The 25,270-nt window shown below is 67.1% G+C and carries 25 protein-coding genes; 8 read left to right on the top strand and 17 right to left on the bottom strand.

All coding sequences use genetic code 11. The features are described 5' to 3' along the window. Positions 1-62: 62 nt before the first annotated feature. Positions 63-836, bottom strand: a complete 774-nt coding sequence (locus tag AC1DFR_RS13305; RefSeq protein WP_476873628.1) for an alpha/beta fold hydrolase — start codon at positions 834-836, stop codon at positions 63-65. Between AC1DFR_RS13305 and AC1DFR_RS13300 the strand changes: the two genes are divergently transcribed. Then, on the top strand, positions 789-911 hold the full coding sequence (locus AC1DFR_RS13300; protein ID WP_476873630.1) for a hypothetical protein: 123 nt from the start codon (positions 789-791) through the stop codon (positions 909-911). The genes AC1DFR_RS13305 and AC1DFR_RS13300 overlap by 48 nt on opposite strands. A gap of 40 nt (positions 912-951) precedes the next feature. Here AC1DFR_RS13300 and AC1DFR_RS13295 read toward each other — a convergent pair whose 3' ends face one another. The 5 genes from AC1DFR_RS13295 to AC1DFR_RS13275 form a co-directional block, all read right to left on the bottom strand. Next, the gene (locus AC1DFR_RS13295; protein ID WP_476873570.1) at positions 952-1,554 is read right to left on the bottom strand and encodes a class I SAM-dependent methyltransferase; all 603 of its coding nucleotides are present in this window, start codon (positions 1,552-1,554) and stop codon (positions 952-954) included. 83 nt (positions 1,555-1,637) lie between these two features. Continuing rightward, complete coding sequence (locus AC1DFR_RS13290; RefSeq protein WP_275959779.1) at positions 1,638-2,405, bottom strand: amino acid ABC transporter ATP-binding protein; 768 nt, start codon at positions 2,403-2,405, stop codon at positions 1,638-1,640. Then, a complete protein-coding gene (locus AC1DFR_RS13285; protein WP_476873569.1) occupies positions 2,402-3,421 on the bottom strand; it encodes an amino acid ABC transporter permease in 1,020 nt (339 codons plus the stop codon). Before AC1DFR_RS13285 ends, AC1DFR_RS13290 begins: the two co-directional genes overlap by 4 nt. 6 nt (positions 3,422-3,427) lie before the next feature. Further along, entirely contained in the window at positions 3,428-4,330 is a 903-nt protein-coding gene (locus AC1DFR_RS13280; protein ID WP_476859744.1) for an ABC transporter substrate-binding protein, read from the bottom strand. A gap of 78 nt (positions 4,331-4,408) precedes the next feature. Further along, entirely contained in the window at positions 4,409-5,683 is a 1,275-nt protein-coding gene (locus AC1DFR_RS13275; protein WP_476873568.1) for an alpha-hydroxy acid oxidase, read from the bottom strand. Between the two features lie 134 nt (positions 5,684-5,817). Here AC1DFR_RS13275 and AC1DFR_RS13270 point away from each other — a divergent pair, with 134 nt between their 5' ends. Then, on the top strand, positions 5,818-7,446 hold the full coding sequence (locus tag AC1DFR_RS13270) for a PucR family transcriptional regulator (protein WP_476873567.1): 1,629 nt from the start codon (positions 5,818-5,820) through the stop codon (positions 7,444-7,446). Positions 7,447-7,483: 37 nt separating this feature from the next. Here AC1DFR_RS13270 and AC1DFR_RS13265 read toward each other — a convergent pair whose 3' ends face one another. The 3 genes from AC1DFR_RS13265 to AC1DFR_RS13255 all read right to left on the bottom strand — a co-directional run bounded on the left by AC1DFR_RS13265 (position 7,484) and on the right by AC1DFR_RS13255 (position 9,670). After that, positions 7,484-8,860 carry a diacylglycerol/lipid kinase family protein gene (locus tag AC1DFR_RS13265; protein WP_476873566.1) on the bottom strand — a complete coding sequence of 459 codons (1,377 nt, stop codon included), beginning with the start codon at positions 8,858-8,860 and terminating at the stop codon, positions 7,484-7,486. A gap of 69 nt (positions 8,861-8,929) precedes the next feature. Next, positions 8,930-9,265, bottom strand: coding sequence for a cupin domain-containing protein (locus AC1DFR_RS13260; RefSeq protein WP_026538519.1), 336 nt, complete (start codon positions 9,263-9,265; stop codon positions 8,930-8,932). Between the two features lie 87 nt (positions 9,266-9,352). Then, entirely contained in the window at positions 9,353-9,670 is a 318-nt protein-coding gene (locus AC1DFR_RS13255; RefSeq protein ID WP_476873565.1) for an acylphosphatase, read from the bottom strand. Between the two features lie 230 nt (positions 9,671-9,900). On the opposite strand from AC1DFR_RS13255, the gene AC1DFR_RS13250 reads away from it, so the two are divergent. Then, entirely contained in the window at positions 9,901-10,176 is a 276-nt protein-coding gene (locus AC1DFR_RS13250; protein ID WP_476873564.1) for a YegP family protein, read from the top strand. A gap of 20 nt (positions 10,177-10,196) precedes the next feature. Here AC1DFR_RS13250 and AC1DFR_RS13245 read toward each other — a convergent pair whose 3' ends face one another. Both AC1DFR_RS13245 and AC1DFR_RS13240 read right to left on the bottom strand, forming a co-directional pair. Continuing rightward, positions 10,197-11,135, bottom strand: coding sequence for a hypothetical protein (locus AC1DFR_RS13245; RefSeq protein WP_476873563.1), 939 nt, complete (start codon positions 11,133-11,135; stop codon positions 10,197-10,199). A gap of 15 nt (positions 11,136-11,150) precedes the next feature. Continuing rightward, complete coding sequence (locus AC1DFR_RS13240; protein WP_476851633.1) at positions 11,151-11,942, bottom strand: hypothetical protein; 792 nt, start codon at positions 11,940-11,942, stop codon at positions 11,151-11,153. Positions 11,943-12,160: 218 nt separating this feature from the next. Here AC1DFR_RS13240 and AC1DFR_RS13235 point away from each other — a divergent pair, with 218 nt between their 5' ends. Next, positions 12,161-13,408, top strand: a complete 1,248-nt coding sequence (locus AC1DFR_RS13235) for a mechanosensitive ion channel family protein (protein ID WP_476851634.1) — start codon at positions 12,161-12,163, stop codon at positions 13,406-13,408. A 147-nt stretch (positions 13,409-13,555) separates the two neighbouring features. Continuing rightward, positions 13,556-15,424, top strand: a complete 1,869-nt coding sequence (locus tag AC1DFR_RS13230; protein WP_476873562.1) for an alpha-glucosidase — start codon at positions 13,556-13,558, stop codon at positions 15,422-15,424. A 304-nt stretch (positions 15,425-15,728) separates the two neighbouring features. Here the strand turns inward: AC1DFR_RS13230 and AC1DFR_RS13225 are convergent, their stop codons facing one another. Together AC1DFR_RS13225 and AC1DFR_RS13220 are read right to left on the bottom strand one after the other, a co-directional pair. Beyond that, positions 15,729-16,526 carry an alpha/beta fold hydrolase gene (locus tag AC1DFR_RS13225; protein WP_476857469.1) on the bottom strand — a complete coding sequence of 266 codons (798 nt, stop codon included), beginning with the start codon at positions 16,524-16,526 and terminating at the stop codon, positions 15,729-15,731. 201 nt (positions 16,527-16,727) lie between these two features. Then, positions 16,728-17,645 (bottom strand): pullulanase X25 domain-containing protein, encoded by a 918-nt coding sequence (locus tag AC1DFR_RS13220; RefSeq protein ID WP_476857470.1) that lies wholly within the window; start codon positions 17,643-17,645, stop codon positions 16,728-16,730. 345 nt (positions 17,646-17,990) lie between these two features. Between AC1DFR_RS13220 and AC1DFR_RS13215 the strand changes: the two genes are divergently transcribed. Beyond that, positions 17,991-18,818 (top strand): CPBP family glutamic-type intramembrane protease, encoded by an 828-nt coding sequence (locus AC1DFR_RS13215; protein ID WP_476873561.1) that lies wholly within the window; start codon positions 17,991-17,993, stop codon positions 18,816-18,818. 27 nt (positions 18,819-18,845) lie between these two features. Here AC1DFR_RS13215 and AC1DFR_RS13210 read toward each other — a convergent pair whose 3' ends face one another. The 3 genes from AC1DFR_RS13210 to AC1DFR_RS13200 all read right to left on the bottom strand — a co-directional run bounded on the left by AC1DFR_RS13210 (position 18,846) and on the right by AC1DFR_RS13200 (position 21,514). Further along, positions 18,846-20,576: a SulP family inorganic anion transporter gene (locus tag AC1DFR_RS13210; RefSeq protein WP_476851639.1), complete on the bottom strand. Its 1,731-nt coding sequence runs from the start codon at positions 20,574-20,576 to the stop codon at positions 18,846-18,848. Between the two features lie 226 nt (positions 20,577-20,802). Next, on the bottom strand, positions 20,803-21,228 hold the full coding sequence (locus tag AC1DFR_RS13205) for a DUF302 domain-containing protein (RefSeq protein ID WP_476873560.1): 426 nt from the start codon (positions 21,226-21,228) through the stop codon (positions 20,803-20,805). A 28-nt stretch (positions 21,229-21,256) separates the two neighbouring features. Further along, positions 21,257-21,514, bottom strand: a complete 258-nt coding sequence (locus AC1DFR_RS13200; RefSeq protein ID WP_476851641.1) for a metal-sensitive transcriptional regulator — start codon at positions 21,512-21,514, stop codon at positions 21,257-21,259. A 189-nt stretch (positions 21,515-21,703) separates the two neighbouring features. On the opposite strand from AC1DFR_RS13200, the gene AC1DFR_RS13195 reads away from it, so the two are divergent. Both AC1DFR_RS13195 and AC1DFR_RS13190 read left to right on the top strand, forming a co-directional pair. After that, positions 21,704-23,113 carry an MBL fold metallo-hydrolase gene (locus AC1DFR_RS13195; RefSeq protein ID WP_476873559.1) on the top strand — a complete coding sequence of 470 codons (1,410 nt, stop codon included), beginning with the start codon at positions 21,704-21,706 and terminating at the stop codon, positions 23,111-23,113. Between the two features lie 96 nt (positions 23,114-23,209). Beyond that, positions 23,210-24,514: an MFS transporter gene (locus tag AC1DFR_RS13190; protein ID WP_476873558.1), complete on the top strand. Its 1,305-nt coding sequence runs from the start codon at positions 23,210-23,212 to the stop codon at positions 24,512-24,514. On the opposite strand, the gene AC1DFR_RS13185 is transcribed toward AC1DFR_RS13190, so the two are convergent. Continuing rightward, complete coding sequence (locus tag AC1DFR_RS13185) at positions 24,511-24,954, bottom strand: universal stress protein (protein ID WP_476873557.1); 444 nt, start codon at positions 24,952-24,954, stop codon at positions 24,511-24,513. The genes AC1DFR_RS13190 and AC1DFR_RS13185 overlap by 4 nt on opposite strands. Positions 24,955-25,270 lie beyond the last annotated feature (316 nt).

Raw genomic sequence — 25,270 nt, 5'->3', positions numbered from 1 at the left:
CCGAAATCGAACCGGACGACGCATGCCGCCGTCGTCGTCGATCTGGCGCCAGCCCTCCATGTCTAGCCGTTGTTCCCCGCGCTGACCGCCGAGGTGATGAATGACGTGACCATGCTGAGGACCGGGCCGGCGGGAACCAAGGTCTGCCCGTGGTTGCGGCCAGGCAGTGCCTGAAATTGGGCCCTGGGCATGAGCTGGGCCGCCCGTTCCGAGTCCGCATACCGAAGCGGGTCTTCCGTGCCGGCGAGCAGCAAGGTGGGGGTGTCCATTGTCCGAAGAACGGCCTCCGGGATTCCGGGCTCGTCCTCACTCCGCCGGAAGTAGGCGCGCAAGGCCGCGGGGTCGTTGGCCAGCAGCGCGGCGGCCGTCTGCGGATCAAGGTCACGGCCCGTGGCGATACTCCACTGGCGCAGAAATTCCGGCATGCCGCCCCGGTCCAGGGCCTGGTCATATCCAGGGAAGAAGATCGATTCGATTTGCCCGGCCGGGGAGCGGTACGTGCCGCCCGCAGCCGTAAATGTCTTGACACGCTCGGGGCTGCTGGCCAGCAGTGAGAATCCGACTCGCGAGCCGGCAGAATACCCCACGTAATGGGCTGCCTGCGCGCCGGCGGCGTCCAGGACTGCCACAACATCCCCGACGAGCAGGTCCATGCTGTAGGCATCTTCGTGCTGCGGCTTGTCGCTGCGGCCGTGTCCTCGCAGATCCAGAGTCACCACGTGAAAGCGCTCCTGCAAGGCCTTCGTGTAGCCCAGTCCCCGCCAAATGGCACGGGAGAGCCCTGAACCGTGCACCAGAACGATAGTGGGGCCGACGCCCTGCTCCTGAAAGGAAATTCGGACACCATCCACGGCGTTGAAGGCATCACCCATAACGTACTGCTCCTCTCGGAGACCTCTTCGGTCGATTAGGTCGGGCGGAAGTCCTGCCGGATAAGGGTCTTGCCCGGCGTCAGGGTTTCCGGGCGATGACGTCGAAAATGTGCCAGTGCTTGGGACCGCGGAAGGATTGGCCGTCGGCGTCGTAGATCTCGAACGTGAGGATATCCAGTCCCTCGAACAAGCCCCTGGCCTCCGCTTCGGTGTGGAAGTTCCATTCGGGAATGGCGGCCCAGGAGTCCCGCTCGCCGAACAGATTCACGGCAATGACGCCGGAAGGGCCCAGCGCCCCCAGCAGCATCCGCCAAAGGCGGGCGAAGTTTTGGGGGTGGACGAAGGGCAGCGAATAGCTGGCCAGGATGAGCCCCGCCTCCGGGAGCGGCGGAAGGTCCTCGAACGGGCTTAGCTCGACGTCCAGCTGTTCGGCGAGCGCCGCGGGCGCAGTTGCGAGCAGCTTGTCCCGGGTGTCCGGCTGTGAATCGACGGCGAGGACCCGCCAGCCGCCGTCGAGCATCGCCAGTGTTTCCTTGCCCGCGCCGCAGCCCAGATCTATGGCGCGGCGGCCGTTCCCCGGGCCGGCGAAGGCCATGGCGTCGAGGCACAGCGTGCGCACCCCGCGGGTTGCCTGGGCGGCGTTGTAGTCCGCCCAGATCTTGCTGTCCGCGGGGCTGTCCACGGATTCAGTGTTGCACTGGCGCGGCGGTGATGCCACCGCGCCAGAGAGGCCAGGGCTCACCGCCGCGCCGTCAACCCTCGGCGTCACAGCACCTTGGAGAGGAACGCCTTGGTCCGGTCGTGCTGGGGATCGCTCAGGATCTGGCGGGGAGCCCCGGCCTCCACCACCACGCCGTCGTCCATGAAGACCAGGGTGTCGGCCACCTCGCGGGCGAACCCCATCTCGTGGGTCACCACAATCATGGTCATGCCGCTCTTGGCCAGTCCTTTCATGACATCGAGGACCTCGCCCACCAGCTCCGGGTCCAAGGCACTGGTCGGTTCGTCGAAGAGCATCAGCTTGGGGTCCATGGCCAAGGCACGGGCAATGGCCACCCGTTGCTGCTGGCCGCCAGAGAGGTGCGCCGGATAGGCATCGCCCTTGTCCCCCAGCCCCACACGCTCCAGCAATTCCATGGCCCTTGCCGTGGCAGCGGCCTTGGAAATCTTCTTCACCCGCATGGGAGCAAGAATGATGTTCTCCACCGCGGTCAGGTGCGGGAACAGGTTGAACCGCTGGAACACCATTCCGATTTCCTGGCGCTGGAAAGCAGCTTCCTTGAGCTTGAGTTCGTAGAGCTTCTCGCCTTTTTGGCGGTAGCCGACCAGCTGTCCGTCGACCGAAAGCCGGCCGCCGTCAACCACTTCCAAGTGGTTGATACACCGCAGGAAGGTCGACTTACCGGAACCGCTAGGCCCCACGATGCAGAGAACTTCCCCGGGGTCGACCTCCAGGCTGATCCCACGCAGGACCCTGTTGGATCCGAAATTCTTGGAAACCTTCTCCGCAAGAACCATTGGCACGCCCGTCATCCCTTACCTCCAAAGTCTGTACCGAGCGGTGCACCCGGCGCGCCGGGTCCGGCCGTCGGCGCGGGTACGGGCGCGGTGGGCGCCTTGTCTGTCTTGGCCCGCCCGGTTCCGCGGGAGAACCGCTTTTCGATGAAGTGCTGGCCGACCATCAGGACCGAGGTGAAGAGGAGGTACCAGAGCGAAGCCACAATCAGCAGCGGGACCGGGGTGAACGTCACGGCCGAAATGCCGCGGGACACCCCGTACAGGTCAATGCTCAATGGGATCGCGGCCACCAGGGAGGTGGTCTTGAGCATTGAAATCACTTCGTTGCCGGTAGGCGGAATGATGATTTTCATGGCCTGCGGAACCACGACATACCGCATGGTCTGCCCCCAGGACATGGCCAGCGCCGTGGAGGCCTCCGCCTGGCCCTCGTCCACGGACAACAGGCCGGCACGCACGATTTCAGACATGTAGGCGGCCTCGTTCAAGGCCAGCCCGATCACGGCGGTAATGAACAGGTTTGTGAAGATCTCGTTCGGGACGGTGACCCACGGCGGCGTGAACGGAATCCCGAGCGTGAACACCGGGTAGATCAGGGCCACGATGCCCCAGAACACCAACTGCACGTAGACAGGGGTTCCGCGGAAGATCCAGATGTACAGCCAGGCAATGCTCTTGAGCACCGGGTTTGGTGAGAGCCGCATGATGGCCAGCAGCAGGCCGATGACGATCGCGCCGATCATCGAGTAGATGGTCAGCCACAACGTCACCCACGCGGCCTGGCTGATCCGGCGGTCAAAAATGTACTTGCCCACATCCGGCCAGCCGTAGTCCGGGCGCTGTGCGGCGTCCAGGACAAAGACCGCCAACCCGAGCAGGAGGACCACGGCAATCACGATCCGCCACGGGTGCCGCAGCGGGATCGCCACGATCGCCTCCGCCGGCGAGTTGTCCGTGTCCTGTCCACTCCGGCCCTGGAGCTTCCTGTCAGGTTCCGACTCAATCATCCTGTCGGATTCCGGCTCGCTCATTTGCTATCACCCTTTGGCTGCCACGTTGAGAGTTGCTGTCTTGACGCCACCGGATTCGACGCCCCACTTGGACAGGATCTTGTTGTACGTTCCGTCGTCGATCAGCGCCTGCAGCGCCTTCTGCAGGACCGGGGTAAATTCGCTGCCCTTGGCCACGGGCATCCCGTACGGCGCCACCTCAAAGGCGTCGCCGGCGGTCTGCAGCTTGTCCTTGGTCTTGGAGATCGCGTACAGAGTTACGGGCGAATCGGCGCTCATTGCATCGACCTGTCCCACCACGAGGGCGTTGGTTGCCTGGTCCTGCGCGTCGTACTTGAAAATGGTGATCGCCGGCTTGCCGGCATCCGTGCAGGCCTTCGACTTGGCCGGCACCTCATGCGTGTCCTCATAGGTGGTGGCCTGGACGGCGACCTTAAGCCCGCAGGCGTTGTTCGGGTCCACATTCTTGCCCTTGGGCGACGCCCACTGGATGCCGGCCGAGTAGTAGTTCACGAAATCCACCTGCTTTTCGCGTTCCAGCGTGTCGGAGAAGGACGACATTCCCATGTCATCCTTCCCTGCCTTCACCGCCGGCAGAATGTTATCGAAGGTGCCGATGTCGAAGTTGACCTTCAACCCCATAACCTTGCCCAGGGCATTGGTGAGGTCCACGGACCAGCCTGCCGGTTCGCCGTTATCGTCCTTGAACTCGTTGGGCGGGTAGTTGTTGGCCATGCCGACGTTGAGCACGCCGGAGCTCTTCATTTTTTCCGGGAGCGAGGCAGCAATGGAGTCATTCTTTTGCACGTCGATGGCGTCAGCGCTACCGGATGCCGAGCCGGTGGCGGCGGGTTCGCTGTTGTTGACACAGCCCGAGAGCGAGAGCGCCGTGGCTATGGTCAGAACGGGAAGAAGGTATCGGGTGCGCATGGCTTCCTTAGCTGTTCAGGGATTCTCTAGGCTCCCGCAACGCTGCGGGAGGGCACTGCATGACTGCTTATTCAAAACTCAAGAATTTGTGTTTTCCGACGCTCTTGTCTCAAGAAGTTCTCCGGAATGACGAATATCCCGAAGAATTTCCCCGCCCCGGGCCTTCAACTCGGAAATACTGGAGACGCCCACTAACGTCATCGTACGCCGCAGTTCATCCCCGAAGATGTCGATGATGCGTCCGACGCCCGGTGAGCCGGCCGCCACCAATCCGTACAGGTAGGCCCGGCCGATCGAACAGGCATCGGCCCCCAGCGCCAGCGCCTTGAGGATGTCGCTCCCCCGGCGGATGCCCGAGTCCACGTAGATCTCGATCGAATCGCCCACCCGTTGCCGCGATTCCTGGAGGACGTCCATGGGGCTCAGCATGTGATCGAGCTGGCGGCCGCCATGATTACTCAACTGGACGGCGTCCAGGCCAAGCCGGGAGGCCTTCGCGACGTCGTCCGGGTTGACGCAGCCCTTGAGCACGATTTTGCCGTGCCAGGCCTGCCGCAGGGCCTCAAGTTCCTTCCAGCCGCTGCTGGCATCCGAGTGGCCCAGGATGTGCTGCCACATGGTCGGGGTCACCACGGAGGAGGCGGCGGGGCTCTGCGGATCCAGGTTCGGGAAGCTGATGCCGTCCGACTTCAAAAAGTTGATCCACCACGAAGGGCGCCGGGCGATGTCCGCGATGGTTGACAGCGTGAGCGCGGGAGGGGCGGTGAATCCGTTGTGGAGGTCGCGTTCCCTGGAGCCCAGTGCCCGCGTGTCGACGCCGACAATCAGGGTGTTGAATCCGGCTGCCTTGCAGCGGGCCAGTTTGTTCTTCATCGCCTGGGCGTCGGAGGTGAGGCCAAAGTTGAACCAGCGGTCAAGGGACGGGTGGTGCTCTGCGATGGTTTCCATGGGCACGGTGCTCAGCCCGGCCAGCCCATAGGGGATGCGGGCCCGGTCCGCGGCGGCCGCGACGGCCAGTTCGCCCTCGGGATGGAACAGCCGGGTCGCCCCGGTGGGGGTCAAGGTCAGCGGCAGCGCGCTTTCTTCTCCGAGCAGGGTCGTCGTCGTGTCGGGTCCGGACACCGGGCCCCAGCTGGGCATGAGGGCCCAGGCGTCGAAGACGGCCCGGTTGCGGCGGAGCGTCACTTCGTCTTCGGATCCGCCGTCGAGATAGTCGAAAATCCCGGCAGGCAGGACCTTGCGTGCCGCTTTCCGGAATTCCTCGACGTTGTAGGCGCCCGCCAGCACGCGCCGTTGGCGGGACAGGACGGGGGCCTTCACCTGGACGAGTTGCCTGGCTTCGCTGATTTTCAATGACGGCCTTCCGTTGAACTGTGCTGCGTTATGGTTCAGCGTAGGAAATGAAGCTCCGCATCACCATGGAGTTATCGACAAATTGAGGGGCCAATCATTAGTAGCGAATACCAAACAGCTTCTTGGGCGTCCCGGTGACGGCACCGGAGGTGAAGACGCACGCGCTGCCTACCCTGGCCGACGTCGCCCGCTCGGCGGGCTCGGAAATTCTCAGCCTCGTGGAAATGCCGTCAGATGACCGGCAGATTGTCGCCGGCTCGGTTCTCTACGACTCGACGGCGCGGCCCGCCAAGTTCCCGGGTGCCGTTGCCCTGGCCATTGGTTTGTCCCTTTCCGGGAAGCGTCTGGGCGCGAAAGTGCGGGAACTCAGCGACGCCGGGTACGTGGCGATCGTCTACAAATCCAACGGCACCTCGGACGAAGTCCTGCGGGCAGCCGCCCGGGACAATGGGATGGCGCTGTTCCGGGCCTCCGACTCGGTGCCCTGGAACCAGCTCGCGGAGATCATGGACGCGGCAGTGGTCCCGCACCGGCAATCGGGCCGGACCCTGGTGGACATCCGGCCCGGAGACCTGTTCGACCTCGCCAACACGGTGGCGGCCCAGGCCGGCGGTGCCATCGCGATCGCCGACCCCGAGCAGACGATCCTGGCGTATTCCACCCTCCCGGACCAGCCCATTGACGAGACGCGCCGGAGCTCCATCCTGAGCCTGCAGGTGCCGCATTCGGTGGAAACGGACAACGATTACCGCCGTGTCCATGCCGCCACCGATGCGCTGGATGTGGCCACGCAGGATCCCTCGCTCCGGCGCACGGCCATAGCGATCCGGGCCGGCGACTCCGTGCTGGGCTCGCTCTGGCTCCTTGAACTGGCGGACCACCACAACGAGGACGCCAACCGGATCCTGCGCGAAGCCGCCAACGTGGCCGCGCTCCACATCCTGCACAAACGGACCACCTACGTCTCGAACCTGACCCGCCAGATCGATCTCGTCCAGCCGCTGCTGTTCGATCCGAAACGCGCCGAACTGGCCGCCATCAGGCTCGGGATCTCGGCGCCGTCGATCCGGGTTGCGGCCCTGGGCGTCTGGCCGTCCGAGGCCATCGCGGCCGAAACGCTGCAGTCCCGCCTCCGGCTCTTCGACACCATCCGGACCGCCTGCGCCATCCGGCTGCCCTCGGCCGTCTGCGGGCTCTCGGACAACATCGTGTACATCGTCCTGCCGCAAACCACCGAAACCTCACGCCAATTCCAGCGCACCGCGCTTCTGAAGATTGTGCAGAATGCGCGGCGGCTGCTCGCACGCCCGGTCCTGGCCGCGCTCGGCGCCGCGGCGACGATCGACCGGCTCGAGGACTCCAGGGTCAACGCGGAACTGGTCTTGTCCGAACTTGTGCGCAACGTCGCGGAGGGGCGCATCGCCGCCGATTCTGATGACATCGTGGCCGACGACGACTCCCTCGGCTCGCGCCTGCTGCTGCGTCAGTTCGTCTCGGCGCTGACGGCCGCCGGCCAACTGCCCGGGGCGCACGCGCTGAGCATCGCGGCGTACGACGAACAGCATAGGAAGTCCTTCGAGGACACCATCTACGCCTACCTCAGCTGCGGCGGAAACGCGATCGACGCCGCCAAGTCGCTGGATGTGCACGTCAACACGGTCCGGTACCGATTGTCCCGGGTGGAGCCGCTCTTCGGCATAGACCTCGACGACGCCGAAACGCGCCTGCTCGTGTGGCTGCAGTTGTGGGCACGGCACAACTAGTCGCCGTCGTACACGGTCCAGGCCAGATCTGCCGAGGCTACGATCCCCCGCCGGCGTGCGGAGGAACGGCGGACGACGGCGCAGACGGCGCAGATACGTGCCGGCCCCACGCCAGCTCGCGGAGCCGGACCAGATCCAGCGCCGGTTGGGCCGGCGGGACGCCCGGACGGTTCCGCGGAACCAGTACCCGCAGTGCGCGGGGTTCGATGGTGCACCGTACCGGTGTGCTCATCAGCAGAGCCTCACCGTCCACTCCGACGGGGATATCGGGCACGTCGGCGTCGACCACCACCTCCGCCGCGGTGCGTTGGATCAGGCCGCGCTTCGTGGCACGGCGCAGCAGGCCAACCGCTTCCCGGGTGTTGGCGGCGGAAATCGCCACCGCGCCGAGCACGCCGCGGTCCAGCCGGGTTCGGCGGCCCAGGCCGGCGAGGTCATTGCTGCCGTACGGACCGTTGCTCACCAGCACCGCCTGCGGGCCCTCCACCGTCTCCCCGTCAGCCTGCGCCCGCAGCCGCGCACCCTTATCGCCCCTGATCAGGTCCGGAAGCATCTCCAGCACGGTACCGGCCTTGTCGTCCCGGTACGCAGGGCTCTGCACCACCTCGGCGTACACCCCGAAGGATGCGTTGTTGACGAAGGTGCGGCCGTTGATCTTGCCGAGGTCGACGTGAAGCTCCACCCCGTCCCGGAGGGCATCGAGGCAGCCTGTCGGGTCCTCGCGGTCCAGCCCGAGATCCAGGGCGAAATGGTTGCGCGTGCCGGCGCTGATCACCAGGAACGGAAGGTTGTGCTCGGCCGCAATGCCGGCCACCAGCGCCTGGGTTCCGTCCCCACCGGCGACGCCGAGCAGATCGGCCCCGCGCTCCACGGCCTGCCGGGCCAACGCGTCGACGTCCACCGGCCCCGGTCCCTCAAGAAGCGCCACCTCGGCGCCGAGTTCTTCCGCCTTCCGCTGGAGGTCGAACTTCACCACCTTGCCCCCGCCGGAACGCGGATTCATCACCAGGAAAGCATGCTGCCAGGCAGGGGCGGGGTGCTCGGGCATGGCTTTGCCCTCACTCCTTTCCCGGAGCGCGGCGCGGGCACAGACCAAGGCAACGAATGCCAGCGCAACGGCAATAGCCACCTCCCGGAGGAGGCTCCCCTGGATGTAGAGGGCCACGACCACAAGGGGTGCGAGTACCGCCAGCGCCAGCGCAAACCAGCGCAGAAGACCCCGGCTGATGAGGAACCAGTAGATCGCTGCCACGGCCACCAACACGGCGCCCAGGCCGGTCGTGACCAGCGCAATAGTGCCTGCCAAACCCGCCGCCACCAACGGGACAGCCACCGCGAGGACAACTGCGGCGAAGGCCCCCCTGGCCCACCACCGCCGGGTCTTTGGGACCTCGTCGAAAGGGATGACAGTCATGTCCTGCTCCTTGCGGTAATCCGGCCCCTGGAGTGGCTTCGACCGGTCTCGCCGCCTGCGGCTGGGCCGTCAGGTCTTGATTTTCGCCACGGTCATGAGGATCGCCGAATCTTCCTCGGCCTCCAGGCTGTGCAGCCCCTCGGGCACGATCAGCAGATCGCCGGTCTTGCCCTGCCACGATTCGTTGCCGGCCCGCAGGCGCACACAGCCGCGGAGCACAAACACGGTCGCCTCGCCGGGGTTCTGGTGCTCGCTCAGCTGCGTCCCCGCCCTGAACGCCATGACGGTCTGGCGCAAGACTTTCTCATGCCCGCCAAACGCAGTGTCCGCAGCCCGTCCGCTGGGTGCCGCAACCGCGGCAGCCAGCTGCTGCCGGGCAAGGGCATCGAGCGATATCTTCTGCATGGGGCCACCCTACTCAGAAACCGGACCCCTGCCGAGGGTCCTTCGCCCCGGACCGGCCACGATGCCGGCCGCCGGAAAGCTGCAGCCCTAGTAAGCCACGTCGAATCCGCCGAACTCCCCCGTCGCGGCCGAGACCGATTCGTCGACGTCCTCCACCCGGCCGGGCGCCTCCGGCGAGCGCAGCCAGCGCCGCAGTTCCAGCACCACGGACTGCGGCCCCTCGGCCACGATGCCCACGGAGCCGTCGGTGTTGTTCCGGACCGTGCCGCTGAGCCCCAGTTCCTCGGCCTTCCGGACCGTCCAGTAGCGGAAGCCGACCGCCTGGACCACACCGGACACCCGCGCGTTCAGCCGCACCGGCTCGCCGGAATCCGCCGGAAACTGCACAGGATGTTTGCCCGCCATGTTCCCAATGTAGCGCCCATCCGGGCGCCCGGTTTCGGCACACAGGGTTTGGTACTGCCGGCCCAGTCTCATCCGCCAGACACCAAGGGACCTTTGCCTCTTTCCCGGGGACGCCGTCCACGAAAGGGTGGCTACCGGCACTGCAGCGATTTGTCGAAGACCCGGCAACAGCACAAAGAAGTGCTCTTACCCTCCACCGGCGGTCACCACCGCTAGACAAGGACAAGACAATGGCTGGACAGTTCGAAATCTTCACCGACGCGGAATCCAATGTACGGTTCCGGCTCCTTGCCGCCGACGGGACCGTGTTGGCGATTTCCACAGCATTCGACGACAAGCGCCAGGCGGCGGACGGCATCATGGCCGTGCGCGAGTGCGCCGGCACCGGGCTGATCCGGGAGGTCAGCAGCAACCCGTGGACCGGGCAGCGCGGCAGCAGGAACGCCTCGCCGACACCTGCGGTCCGGGAAGACCGTCACCGCCACCGGCACCTGCCCGCTGTCTAACCCAGCGTCGTCTAACGCAGCTACTTCGCCGGTTCCGTCACGGCGCCAGTCCCCGTGCCCGTGGCCGCGCCGTTGCCCGCCGGACGCAATGACGTGATCATCTTCCGGACGTCCTGGTACTCCGCCGTGCTGGCGTAGAGCTTCGCCTTCTCCAGGTACGGCAGCCCGGGGTCCCCCGGCGTCGTGTTTTTCCCGGGGTCATACGCCTGCCCGAACAGCGCGCCGCTGGGCGGCCAGAGGAAGAGCTGGAACATCGGACACGACGTGGGCCCGGTCTCCTCCGGCATCATGGTGATGCCGTACGACGCGTAGGTGGGCGGCGAAGCCTCCGCCGCCCCGAAGTCGCCCCGGGCCTCGAAGACGTAGCGCGGCGGGCTCTGGTCCGCCGCACCGGGTTCGGCGAGCGCCTGCATCGGCTGAGAGTCGATGAGCAAGTAGGGCTGTTGATCGCCGCATTCGGCGCCCGTGACGATGTTCGTGCGCAGCGCGGCCATCTGCTTCCCGGCGGCGTTCACGACGTCCACGAACTCACCGCCCAGCGGCGCCTCCCCTGCAGGGTCCCGGATCTCCCACGCGGCGGGGTAGTCGAAACTCAGCGTCCCGTCCGACGTCGTGAACGTCTTCCAGCCGGACGACGACGGCGGGAGGGCCGACGTCGTCGGGGTTGCCGCCGCGGTGCTCCCCGGAGCCGTTCCCGATGCTGTGTCCGTGGCTGACTCCGACGGCGTGGTTCCCTGTGTCCCCTGCGAAGAGTCTCCCGACTGGGTGTTTCCCGGCTGGTCATTTCCCGGTTGGGTGCCTCCGGCAGGCGGACCTGCGGACGTTGCCTCCGGCGCAGCGCCGGATGTCGCAGGGGGCGCCGCCGGTGAGCCGCAGCCGGCCAGCAGCAGGGCCGCGAGCACCAGCGCCGAAACAAACGGAGCCGGAACCGCAGCCGCTGCGAGCCGTCGCCTCACCATGAGCCCGGGCCGGCCCTACTGCCCCGCCGGGCGCAGCGAGGTGATCATCTTCCTGATGTCCTGGTATTCGGAGGTCTCCAGATAGGCCTCCGGGGTGTCGACAAAGGGCTCGTTGCCCGGGGTGGTGTCGAAGGGGTTATAGACGCCCCCGAACGACGCTCCGCTGGGCGGCCAGGTGAAGAACTGGAAAATCGGGCAGGCATCGGGGCCGGACGGCTTGGGCGCGGAGCTGATGCCGTAGGCCATGACGTTGGCCTTCGCTGGGTCCTTCTCGGCCGGATACAGCCGCAACTCAAAGATGAAGTGCGGCGTGACGCCCTGCTGGGCCAGGGCCGGAACCTGCACCAGATCGAGCACCTGGTAGGGGATCCGCTGCGTGCATTCCGCACCCGGGGCGACGTTGGTCTTCAAGGTGGCCAGCGACTTGCCGCCCGCGTTCAGGACCTCCAGGAACACGCCGCCGGGTGCCGCCTCGGCGCCGCGGTCCTTGACGGTCCACTCGGCGGGGTGATCGAACTCGAGCTTCCCGTCCGGGGTCTTGAGGCTCTGCCAATCCGCCGCCGTCGGCGCCGGAGTGCCCGGCGCCGACGGCGGCTCGGTCGGCGGGACATCGACGGCGCCGCTACTGGCCGGCGCGGACGTCAGTGGGGGCACGGTGGGCATCGACGGCGACGTCGGCCCCGGGCCCGCGGGCGCACCGCAGGCGCCCAGCAGCGCCGCAACCAAGAAGCCGGCCGACGCTGCCGTGCCGAACGCCGCGAGTCGACGCATGTCACCCTCCCCCTGGGATTCAAGTGGTTCGACCATTCTGGAGCGTCCGTCGGCAAAATCAAGAGGCAAAAGTCCCGGAGTGGCGGGCCGAACCCTGTCCGGGCCCGCGGCCGGACTGCGCTGGACTGCGATGGTCCGCGCCGGAACCTGCCGAAGACTTGCCGTGCCCGCCGGCTCCTGCAGCGGCGTGAGGAGACCCACGTTGACATCCCGGCGATTTCAGTTGCCCGTGGAAGCTTGCTAGAGCTTAAGTAATGCAAGAGTTCCTCACCCAAGCAATGCCGTTCCTGGCCATGGCCCTCGCCGTGGTTGCCGGGCTCGTCCTGTCCTGGCTGGTGCGCAAGATTGTGCTCCGGCTCAACCGCAGCAAGCCCGAACTGCGCGAGACCTCCCGCGTGGCCCGGCTGCCGTTGCGCTTGTCGCTGTGCCTGATCGCCGTCCGGATCGCGCTCGCCACGAGCGGCGGGGATCTTGAATGGCGCCACGGCCTGGACCATTTGCTGCTGATTGCGCTCATCGGTTCGCTGGCCTGGCTGGCCATCGCCATGCTGCTCATCATCGAGGCCATGGTGCTGACCCGGTACCGGGTGGATGTCGCGGACAACCGGCGCGCCCGGCGGCTGCGCACCCAGGTGATCCTGGCCCGGCGGATCGGCGTCGCACTGATTGCGGTGGTGGCCCTGGGCAGCATGATGCTGACGTTCCCCGCGATCCAGGCGCTCGGCGCCGGGCTCCTGGCTTCCGCAGGCGTGATCTCGATTGTCGCGGGCCTCGCCGCGCAGACCTCGCTGGTCAACGTCTTCGCCGGCATCCAACTCGCCTTCACGGACGCGATCCGGGTGGACGACGTGGTGGTGGTCCAGAAGGAATGGGGCCGGATCGAGGAGATCACCCTGACCTACGTGGTGGTCCACATCTGGGACGACCGCCGGCTGATCCTGCCCTCGACGTACTTCACCACCACCCCCTTCGAGAACTGGACCCGGCGGCAGTCCGAGGTTATGGGCACCGTGGAGTTCGACCTCGACTGGCGCGCTCCCGTCGAGGCAATGCGCGGCGAGCTGAAGAAGGTCCTGGCCGATACGCCGTTGTGGGACAAGCGTGTGGGGATCCTGCAGATCACGGACGCCACCGCCGGCTTTGTCCGCGTGCGCATCCTGGTCAGCGCCGCGGACAGCGCCTCCCTGTTCGACCTCCGCTGCCTGATCCGCGAGGAACTGGTGCTGTTCCTGCAGCAGGACCACCCGACGGCGCTCCCCCACGTCCGCCTCGAATCGCTGCCGTCGGCACTGGCGGCGTCCACTTCCGGCAACGCGTCCGACGCCGTCACGGGCTCCAAGCGCCCCGGCAAGGCTACGGCCGAGCACCACCGGCACCCGGATCCCCACGACTCCCAGCTGTTCACCGGATCCATCGAGGCGATCCAGCGCTCCAAGGCCTTCTCCGGACCGGGCGAGGACGTCTTCGAGGACCGCGACAACGCCATCGCCTCGCAGAACTAGCCGGGCCGGGCGGCCGCGCCTGGACAGCACGACAGCACAGCCGGACCGGGCAGGTCTTCCCAGCCCCCGCCAACTGGTCAATAATCAGACGTTGGCGGGTCAGCAACGCGCTGCCCCCTTGTCTGCCGGACCAGCTGAGGAGTCCCCATGACGGTCGAAGAAGCCCCCACGGAAACACCCAAGGCGACTGCCGGCGACTGGTTCCAACGCGCCGTCGTCTATCAGATCTATCCGCGCAGCTTTGCCGACTCCAACGGCGACGGCATCGGCGACCTCCGCGGAATCATCAGCAGGCTGGACTACCTCCAGCGGCTGGGGGTCGACGTCGTCTGGCTCTCCCCGATCTACACCTCCCCGCAGGACGACAACGGCTACGACATCAGCGACTACCGGAACGTGGACCCGCTGTTCGGTACCCTCCAGGAGCTCCGGGAACTGACCGACGGGCTGCACGCGCGCGGCATGAAGCTGGTGATGGACCTGGTGGTCAACCACACCTCGGACGAGCACCCGTGGTTCGTGGAATCCCGGTCCTCGAAGGAGAACCCGAAGCGCGACTGGTACTGGTGGCGGCCGCCGCGGGACGCCGGGGCCGCCCCACGGCGCACGGCGGCGGAGCCGACCAACTGGGGCTCGGCGTTCTCCGGGCCCGCGTGGGAGTTCGACCAGGCCACCGGGGAGTACTACCTGCACATCTTTTCGAAGAAGCAGCCGGACCTGAACTGGGAGAATCCGGAGGTCCGCGCCGCGGTCTACGAGATGATGAACTGGTGGCTGGACCGGGGCGTGGACGGGTTCCGGATGGACGTCATCAACTTCATCTCCAAGGACACCTCGCTCCCGGACGGCCCGGTGGCCGACGGCAAGCTCTTTGGTGACGGCTCCCCGTTCTACATCGACGGCCCCCGCATGCACGAGTTCCTGCAGGAGATGCACCGGGAAGTCTTCGCGAACCGCACCGGCGAACTGCTCACCGTCGGCGAAATGCCCGGCGTGACCGTGGACGACGCCATCCTGTACACCGACCCCGCCCGGGCCGAGGTGGACATGGTGTTCCAGTTCGAGCACGTGGCGCTGGACCAGGAGGAAGGCGACAAGTGGCGGCCCAAAAAGCTCCTGCTCACCGAGCTGAAGCAGACCCTGGGCCGCTGGCAGTACGGGCTGGCCGAAACCGGCTGGAACAGCCTGTACTGGGGCAACCACGACCAGGCCCGGGCCGTGTCCCGCTTCGGCGACGACAGCCCCCGATACCGGGAGCTGTCCGCCAAAATGCTGGCCGGCATCCTGCACCTGCACCGCGGCACGCCCTACGTCTACCAGGGTGAAGAACTGGGCATGACCAACATGACGTTCGGCGCGATCAGCGATTACCGCGACATCGAGGTCCTCAACCACCACCGCGAAGCCACCACGCACCTGGGCCACACCGACGCCGAGGTCCTCGCCGCCCTCGCGCCGCTGAACCGGGACAACGCGCGGACCCCGGTCCAGTGGGACGCCTCCCGGCATGCCGGCTTCACCACCGGGGCACCCTGGATCGCGGTGAACCCGAATGCCAACCACATCAACGCCGCCGCCCAGGTGGATGATCCGGATTCGGTCTACAGCTTCTACCGCCAGGTGATAGCGCTGCGGCATGCGGAACCGGTGGTCTCGCACGGGAACTTCACCATGCTGCTGCCGGATGACCCGCACGCCTATGCGTTCACCCGGGCCCTGACTGGGCCCGGTTCAGCCGTTTCTTCCGGCGCAGACGGTCCCACGGACGGCGCCGGGATTCCGGAGCTGCTGGTGCTGGGCAACTTCTCCGGCGAGGTGCGCGACGCGGACCTCGGGGACGAGGCCTGGGCTGACGCGGAGCTGGTCCTGGGCAACTATCCGTCCGACGCCGACGCCTCCGACGGCGGCTCTGCCGCGGGTTCCGCCGCGGGTGCGGTGCGGGAGGGCCTTTCCGCGGGCGCGGTGCGCCTGCGGCCCTGGGAACTGCAGGTGTTGCGCCGGCGCCGCGGCGCCTGATCGACGATCCTGAACGCCAGCCCACGAAAGGAAGCCACACATGACTATTCCACCAACTCCCGGCCCCGATCCGTTTCCGCCAGAACCCGGCCCCACGACGCCGCCGCCGGAGCCCGGAGACCCATTTCCGCCGGAACCCGGTCCGGTCACGCCACCGCCGGTTCCGGGGCCCGAGCCCGTACCCGGTCCCGCGCCCACCCCGTCACCGGAACCGGGTCCGTTCCCGACGCCGCCCGGCCCCCTCCCGATTCCGGATCCCGGCCCGGTGCCGCCGCGGCCGGACCCGACCCGGTTCTAGCGGGCGTCACCGCGCGGAGAGTCCGTGCAGGAACCGGCGCACCTCCGCGTTGAAGGCAGCCGGCGCTTCGACGGCCGCCATGTGCCCGACGTCGGGAATCATCACCAGCGTCGAGCCAGGGATCCGCCGGTTCATCTCGCGGGCCACGCTCTGCGGCGAGCGGACGTCGTCCGTGCCGTACAGCAGCAGGGTAGGCACCGCGATGGTGGGCAGCACGTCGCGGTAGTCGGCGTGGGCGTTCGCGTTCAGCAGTGCCCGCATGCCGCCCGGGTGGAAGTCGGCCATGATGGCGCTGGTTTCCTGCACCGCCGCCGGATCAGCGTGTTCCGTGAACAGCGTGGGCAGCCATACGGGGATGAATTGTTCCGCCGGCTGATCGAGTTCGGCGAGCACCTGCGCATAGCGGCGCTCGACTTCCTCGGGCGGCAAAGATCCCGCCCAACCGGCGTACGCCGAGACCAGCAGCAGCGACGCGGGCACTGACGGGTGTGCCCGGTAGAGCTCCAGTGCAATGCCGGAGCCCATGGACAGCCCGAGGACGTGCGGCCGACCGGGAACCGCTTCCCGCAGAAAACCTGCCAGGGCGTCGCCCAAGTCCTGTCCGGTGAAGTCCGGCGGCGGATCGTCCGAGCCGCCGCACCCGGGTGCATCCCAGGCGAAAACCGTGAAGTCAGCCGACAAATCCTCGAGCTGCCGCCGCCAGATGCGGCTGTCTTCGTAGGCGCCGTGCAGCAGGACCAGCGGCGGACCCTGGCCCGCGCGCCGGTACCGGATGCGCAGGCCCGCAACCTCGACGGTCTCCATGAGGCAATGCTAGGGCGGCGCGCCGCCGCTCGGCAGGGTCAGGCGGGGCAGACCCAGGCTTGGCGGACTCAGGGGGCAGGGTCAGGCGGGGCAGGCTCAGGACGCGCAAACCCGCCCGCGGCGCGCAAATGACCCTGCGAACACCCGATTTCGGGTGTCGCAGGGTCATTTGCGCGTCGGCAGGACGGTTGCGCGTCGGTGCTACGGGAGGACGATGTCCCGGGTGCGGTGATCGTACTGGATGACCAGGAGGCCGCCGCCGTGGTGGACTTCGTGGTTGGGTCCGTCGAAGACGCCAAACGCTCCGTAGTTTTCGTCCCAGGAGCGGTTCAGGGCGATCTTGAAGGAGTAGAAGCCGGCAGGAATGTCCGCGGCAATCTTCCAGAGCTGATCCACCTGGTCCAGTTCCATCTGGACTTCGTCGTACTGCGGCGCCCAGTTGGCGGGCGCGCCCAGCAGAATGCTGAAGTCGCCGGCAACCGCGACGGCGTCCGGCTGTTCGATGGTGTCGACGCTGACAGCAGAGGCCGCCGCCGCCGGGGCTTCTGCCGACGCTGCTGCCGCAGGCTGTGCGGCCTTCGCTGCGGGCTTGCGCTTGCGCACCGCCTTGGCCACGGGGGCCACGGCCTCCTCGATGAGCTTGGCAGCCTTGCCGGCAACCTTGGAAGTGGTCGACGGCGCTTCCCCGGCCGCGGCGGTCGGCGCCGCTTCTGCCTTTGCTGCCTTCTCCGGCTTCGCCGGCTTTGCCGCGGGAGCAGTCGGAAGCGGCGTGCCCGCCGGAACGGGAGTGCCGGCGTCGAGCGCTGCAGCGAAGGCGGCAGGCTCGGCGAAAGCCACCGTGGCGCGCTGGCCGTCGTCGGTGATGGACCAGCCGGAGCGGCCCTTGACCAGCCAGCCGGCCTTGACCAGCTTGGCCGTGGCGGTGGTCAGGGTCTTGTGGCCGCGGGGAATGCCGCCACTGAGGAGTTCGCGTTCGTGGTCGTTGAGGGGCACCCGTGCGATTGCCTCGCCCAGTACGGCTCCGGCGTTCGGCTTCTCGCCGGTCCATACCTCCTCTGCCAGGACATCCAGCACGGCCTTTAGCCGAAGGTTGGTGTTTTCCGCGGTGTTCGCGCCCATGGGTCTCCTTTAGAAGCAATTGATCCACCTGCATTTTGCCAAGGAAATGTTAGTTTTTGCGAGCGGATCCGGTTAACTCTGTGTGTCGTGACCCACTATGACAGGGCCGGGCGGGGGTCGCGAGGGACCAACGCGGCCCTACCCGCGAGTAGAAAAACAACGCGGGGTCACTTACGGCCCATCGAAGCGCCCCGGACCGGCCGTAAGTGACCCCGCGTTGTTCTCGTGATGCCAGCGGAACGCCGGCTGCGGTCCGCGGAGGGTGCCCGTTTCGGCATTGCTGGATTCGGGGGCGCCCGCGGGCGGACAATGAGCCGTATCCGTCCCTGCTCCCCAGGAGCCGTCATGCCGCGTTTCAAGGTCTGGCTGCAGCGTCACCGCCTCCCGGCGTTCTTTGTCCTGGCGTTCGCGATCTCCTGGTGCTCCTGGCCGCTCTATGCGGCCGGGCTGATGCCGCAGTTCGAATTCCTGCCGATCGGTCCGCTGGCTGCGGCCCTGATGGTCATTGGGCTCGCCGAGGGCAGGGCCGGCTTCCGGGCGTGGGGCCGGCGGCTCATCCGGTGGCGGGTGGGCTGGGTCTGGTACGCCGTGGCCCTCTTCCTCCCGCCGTTGATGGCCTTGGTCACCGGATTCGCGAACATGGCACTCGGCGCCCCTGCACCGGGGCTGGCCCAGGTGACGTGGTCCGGGCTCCTGGCCGTTTTTGCCGTGCGCCTGGTCAATCCGCTGGACGGACCTCTGGGAGAGGAACCCGGTTTCCGCGGGTATGCCCTGCCGCTGCTCCAGGCGAGGTGGGCGCCGCTGCGGTCCGCGGCACTCCTGGGCGTTGTGGTGGCCCTCTGGCACGTTCCACTGGTCGTGTTCGGGCAGCTCAGCCTGATCGGGCTGCCCACCACCTTCGCCATCACCTTCCTCTACGTGTGGCTGTTCAACCGCACCGGCGGAAGCGTGCTGCTCACATACCTCTTCCACGACGCCCAGGGCACGTTTACGGTGGGTTCCTTCGGTTTCTCCGGTGCCGAGGCTGGCCGGGCGGAACTGATCTACTTCGCCGTCGTGGTTCTGGCAGTCCTGACCACAGTGGTCCTGGACCGGGGTGCATGGCGTGCGGCGCCTGCCTCCGCCGTCGACTCCGTGCTGCTCACTTCCGGGTCAGATCGTATTCACCGCTAAGGAGGAACCACGTCTGCTCCCCTGCCGTTACTCCTCGGCGCTCCATTGGGCGCCGGTCTGGGCCATGTAGGCGGCGACCGCTGCTTCGGTGGTGGGATAGAAATGCTCCGGCTCGATTTCGCGGGTCAATCCGTACTTTTCGATCTTCTCCCGGGTCCTGTGCTTGACCTCGGCGAACACCAGGGAGATACCCTGCGCGTTCAGTTCGACATCCAGATCGAGCAAGACGTCCGCGGCGGTGGTGTCCACGTCCGTGATCGGCTCGGCCGCGATGACGATCCACCGCGGTTTGGGTTCCGTCCGGGCCAGGTGCCGGATGTTGTCGCGGAACGGCCGGACGTTGGCGAAGAACAACGGGGCGTCCCACCGGTAGATCACCAGGCCGGGCAGGTGCTTCGCATCCGGGTGGACGCGGATGTCGTGAAACCCCTCATAGCCGGGCACCCGCCCGATCACGGTCTCGTACGGCCACCACGCCCGGCGGAAGATGTTCAGGATGGACAGCCCCACCGCAATGCCGATGCCGGGCAGGACGCCCAGGAACGCGACCCCAAGGAAGGCGGCCATGCACAGGTAGAACTCGGTGCGCCTCTGGTGCCAGAGCCGAACCGTTCCGGGAATGTCGGCGAGGGAGATCGACGCCGTCATCACCACGGCCGCCAGTGCCGGCTGTGGCAGGTTCCGGAACAGCCCCGGCAAAAACACCAGCATGAGGAGAATCAGCACGGCGCCCGTCACGCCCGTGAGCTGCGACTTCGAGCCGGAACGTTCAGCGACGGCGGTCCGGGATCCGCTGGTGCTGACCGGGAAGCCTTGGAAGAGGCCCGCGGCCAGGTTCGCGGCACCGATCCCGATCATCTCCTGGTTGCCGCGGATTTCCTGCCCGGTGCGTGCGGCGAACGCCGTCGACGTCGAGATCGTGTCCGTCAAGGACACCAGCGCAATACCGAGGGCCCCGGCGAACATCAGCCCGAGGTCCGCGAAGTCCACCTGGGGAATGGTGAACGGCGGGAAGCCCCGCGGGAGTTCCCCGACCAGCGAGACGCCCTTGGCCGCCAGGTCGAAGACCGCCGTGGCCGCGATCGCGGCGACCACCATGACGAGCACCGCCGGCACCTTGGGCAGCCACCGCTGCAGAACCAGTATCAGCACAATCCCGCCGATGCCGACCGCCGCTGCGGCGACCACCGTCTCGCCATTGGCCACGCCCTCGACGAATCCGACCAGGTCGCCAATGAAGTTTTCGCTTTCGATCTTGAACCCGAAGAGCTTCGGGAGCTGGCCCACCAGGATGGTGATCGCGAGACCATTCATGTAGCCGATCATCGTCGGCTTGGAGATGAGGTCGGCGATGAAGCCGAGCTTGGCCACGGACGCCAAGACCATGATGGCGCCGACCATGAGGGCAAGCATCGACGCGAGCGCGATCGCCTTCTGCGGGTCGCCGTCGGACGCGACAAGGGGCAGGACCGTCGCGGCGATCATGGGCCCGAGTGCAGAGTCGGGCCCCAGGACCAGAATGCGGGACGGGCCGAAGACCGCGTAGGCGAGCAGGCAGAGGATGCTCGTGTACAGCCCGGTGATCGGCGGCAGCCCCGCCAACTCGGCATAGGCCATGCCCTGCGGAACGAGCAACGTCGTCAGGACAACCCCGGCGACGATGTCCTTGCCGAACCAGTCCTTATGGTACGTAGCCACGGCATTGAGTCCGGGCGCCGCCTGGCGCAGCCAGCCCTTGCGCTCGCGGGTCTTCGTCATATCTGCACTCTGCCGCCCGCCCCCGCCCCGCGCATCCCCCGGCAAGGGTGAGCCGGGGCCAGCCGTGGCGGCGTCTACTGACAACGCGGGCGTGCACGCACAACTCATCTACCCTCGGATCCCCCGGAACAACTCCAGAGGCTGACATCCAAACGGTAGTGTTGATGCCTCAGCACCGGCCGGCGGCCCGGCCGGGCATCTTGATGCCGTCGAGGCGTCGGGTGCTTCAGTTCCCCGGGATTTCTGCGCCGCTGAGTGTGTGCAGGGCGGCGCGGAGCCGGGTGTCGGCGTCGTTGGCGACGTCGCGGACGGCGGGGCTGTTGCTGAGCTTCACCATGGTTTGCGGGTCGATGGCCTGGATGGTGGTCTCGGCGGCGTCCTTGCCCCGGCGGACGACGACGTTGCAGGGCAGCAGCGCGCCCATGTCCGGTTCTGCGGAGAGTGCCCGACTGGCCAGGGCCGGGTTGCAGGCGCCCAGGATCATGTAGTCGCCGAGCTCCTCGGCGGCACCGGCGCCGAGTTTGGCCTCAAACGTGGCTCGGACGTCGATCTCCGAGAGAATGCCGAAGCCTTGTCCGGCGAGGGCCTCACGGGTGCGCTGCACAGCCTCTTCCCAGGTCAGCGGGACCGTGACGGTATTCGTATAGCTCATGGCTGCTCCTGCGGTAATAGTGGCGGCATCAGGCAAGGGACAGGAAGAGCTTTTCCAGATCCTTGGTATCCATGCTCGTGTCCCCGCGGAGAAGGCACTGCTCGAGGCCGGTCGCGATGATGGCGAAGCCTGCCCGGTCCAAAGCCTTCGAGACAGCGGCGAGCTGGGTGACGATGTCCTTGCAGTCCTTCCCCTCCTCGAGCATGCGCGTGACGCCGGCGAGCTGTCCCTGGGCGCGCTTGAGCCGGTTGATGATCGGGGTGAGTTCGGTCGAATCAAGTTCCATGGCGGGCTCCAAAGGTGGGCGGTACTTTGCCAATTGTATACCCCGGCGGGTATAACGGCCAGCAGTGGGAAGCCGGCAGCCAGCCTGCCGCATGCCGGTTGCAAGATACCCCCAGGGGTATTATCGTTGTGGGTAGACCGACGGAGAATCCCCTCCCGGAAACTCCCCCGCCCAGCGAAAGAGAGCCCCATGCTTATCGAGCGTATTTACGACGAAGACCTCGCCCAGGCCAGCTATTTCATCGGCTGCCAGGCCAAGGGTGAGGCGGTCGTTGTTGACCCGCGCCGCGACATCGCCGTGTACCGCTCCCTGGCCGCGGCCAACGGGATGAAGATCGTGGCCGTCACCGAGACCCACATCCACGCGGACTTCCTGTCCGGCACCCGCGAACTCGCCGCCGCGACCGGCGCCACCGCCTACGTCTCCGGCGAGGGCGGGGACGACTGGCAGTACGGCTTCCAGGCCGAACGCCTCAACGACGACGACGTGATCACCCTGGGCAACATCACCGTCAAGGCCCTGCACACTCCGGGCCACACCCCGGAACACCTGTCCTTTCTGATCACCGACGGCGCGTTCGCCGACACCCCCGGCTATCTGCTCTCCGGTGACTTTGTCTTCTCCGGGGACCTGGGGCGCCCGGACCTGCTGGACGAGGCCGCGGGCGGCATCGACACCCGCTTCGCCGGCGCCAAGCAGCTGTTCGCCAGCCTGCGCGATAAGTTCCTGACCCTGCCCGACCACGTCCAGGTGCACCCCGGCCACGGGGCCGGCAGCGCCTGCGGCAAGGCCCTCGGCGCCATCCCCTCCAGCACGGTCGGCTACGAACGGCTCTACGCCTGGTGGGGCCCCTACCTGGCCGCCAACGACGAGGAGGGCTTCATCGCCGAGCTCCTCGACGGCCAGCCCGACGCGCACGCCTACTTCGGCCGGATGAAGCGCGAGAACCGGGAGGGCCCAGCAGTGATGGGCGAACGCGCCCCCCTGAGCGAACTCGCCACCGAAACTGTTGCCCAGGGCCTCGCCGCTGACGCCATCACGTTCGTGGACACCCGCTCGAACGCCGAAGTCCACGAAGGCACCGTCACCGGCTCCCTGAACATCCCCTTCGGCAAGTCCACCGCCAGTTTCGGCGCCTGGGTGGTCAACCCCGAAACCGACAAGAACCCGCTCGTACTCCTGGCCCCCAGCCAGGCCGCCGCGCAGGAAATGTGGGACCACCTGGTCCGCGTCGGCATCGACGACGTCGCCGGCTACGTCACAGGCCTCGAAGGCCTCCCCGCCAGCACCCCCAAGCTCATCCAGCCTGAAGAACTGGATGGCTTTGAGGCCGCGATGGTCCTGGACGTCCGCAACCGCACCGAACACGCCGCAGGACACATCCCCGGCTCCCACCAGCTCAGCGGCGGCCGCGTGATGTGGAACCTGGACCAGCTCCCCTCCGAAGGCACCATCGCGTCCTACTGCCAGAGCGGGGTCCGGAACTCCGTCGCGGCCAGCGCCCTGCGCCGGGCCGGCTACGACGTCGTCGAACTCGACGGCAGCTACGCCGGATGGGCCGCCTGGCAGCAGGCTCGGGAATCTGTTTCCAGCAACTGATCGCGGCACGACCCGAAGTAATTAATTGACAGCGTTGGCGGCGGCCGGGACACCCGGCCGCCGTCGACGCATGTCCCGGACAACTGGAGTTCAGAGATGACGCCCGGCAACACCCCGTCACCGCAAGGCCGCGCAGTCCGGCGGGAACGCCCACAGCGCACCGGCATCACCCTGGGCCTGCGTCAGAACCTGGCCCAGTTCATACTCCTGGTCGCCGTCAATGCCCTAGTCGGCGGCACCCTCGGCCAGGAACGCACCGTGCTGCCGCTGCTGGCGGACCAGGTCTTCCACCTTGACCTCTACACGTCCGCCCTGACCTATATCGTGGCCTTCGGACTCGCCAAGGCCGGCACCAATTACTTCGCCGGCACGCTCTCGGACCGTTACGGCCGAAAACCCGTCCTTGTGACCGGCTGGCTCATCGCCATCCCCGTGCCGCTACTGCTGATCTTCGGAACCTCCTGGGGCTGGATCGTTGCCGCCAACGTGATCCTCGGCATCAGCCAGGGCCTCACCTGGTCCACCACTGTGGTCATGAAGATGGACCTCGTCGGACCCTCCCGGCGCGGCCTGGCGATGGGCCTGAACGAGGCTGCCGGCTACCTCGGCGTCGCCGGGACCGCTCTGGCCACCGGCTACATCGCCACCAACTACCGGCTCCGCCCTGGGCCGTTCCTGCTCGGCGCCGCCTACATCGCCCTGGGACTGGGCCTGTCCGTTCTGGCCGTGAAGGAAACCCAGGGCTACGCCAGAGTGGAGGCCGTCAACCACACGGCCGCCCACGCGGCCGCCCACGGGGAACTAAGCAACCGGGAGATCTTTACCCTCACCAGCTTCCGGGACAAGTCCCTGTCCTCGGTCAGCCAGGCCGGCATGGTCAACAACCTCAACGACGGCCTCGCCTGGGGCCTGTTTCCGCTCCTTTTTGCCGCCGCCGGGCTGAGCATCGAGAAGATCGGCATCCTGGCCGCCGTCTACCCTGCCGTCTGGGGCGCCGCGCAGCTCGTCACCGGAGCCATGTCGGACAAATACGGCCGTAAAAGGCTGATCGTCGGGGGCATGCTAGTCCAGGCCGTAGCGCTCGGCATCGTTGCCCTCGGCACCGGCTTCGGGGTCTGGTTCGCCGCCGCCGCTCTCCTCGGTCTCGGAACAGCCATGGTCTACCCCACCCTGCTCGCCGCCATCGGCGACGTCGCCCATCCGCAGTGGCGCGCACGCTCGGTGGGAATCTACCGGCTCTGGCGCGACGGCGGCTTCGCCGTCGGCGCCCTGCTCTCCGGCATTCTCGCGGACGCCTACGGCATCCCCGCTGCCGTAGCCGTCGTCGCGGCGCTCACCGCGTTGTCGGGAATCCTCGTGGCCGTCCGGATGCGCGGCACCGACCACAAACCTGCAATCTAAGGAACCGCCCTGGCACCGGTACGGACCACCAGCACAGGACAATGGGCATGGTGCACCGCATGGCTCGATACCGACCCCAGTCGCATTTCGGCGAAGCCGCCACGACCCCGCGATCCGACCACCAGGAGATCGGCCCCGGCCGCAGCCTTCAGGAGCATCTCCGCGGTATGCCCCTCCTTCACTTCACCGGTGACCGCAACACCGGACCCGGATGCCCGCCGCAGCGCATCAGCGTGCACATTCCGGGCGTTGTCGCCGAAGGCTTCATGGTCCTCAGCCTTGCCAGCGGCATCCCCGAGGAGGGGGTAGTGCCATGCTGTGACAACGTGAACCTGCCCGGCTCTCAGCCGGACTTCCTGAAGGGCCCATTCCAGAGCTGCCAGTGACGAGTCCGACCCGTCGACCCCAACAACAACCCGGAAGACCGCCTCTGCCGCCATCGAGCCTCCCGCTACGCGTCTGCCTGGCACAACGTCGTGCCGCACGGCCCACGATCCTCCCGCTGCGCAGTGGAATCAAGGGGACAACTCGGCTGGAGCCGGACGCGGTGGCGATGCTGCGCCCAGACCGTTGGCGGCCTCAAAACACTCCCTCGAAGGCTGCCTTGGCGCCGGCCCGCGGGGCTGCCGCCCTATCTCGCGGTGAAGTCTTCATCCCCATAAATACCCTAGGGGGTATACTGATGAGACTATCCACTTATGCAAGGGAGCAACCAGATGTGCCGTGCGGTGACATGTAAGAAATGCCAGAAGACCA

The sequence above is a fragment of the Arthrobacter sp. 05T410 genome, assembly GCF_056396505.1.
This window is presented reverse-complemented; position numbering and strand designations above follow the sequence as displayed.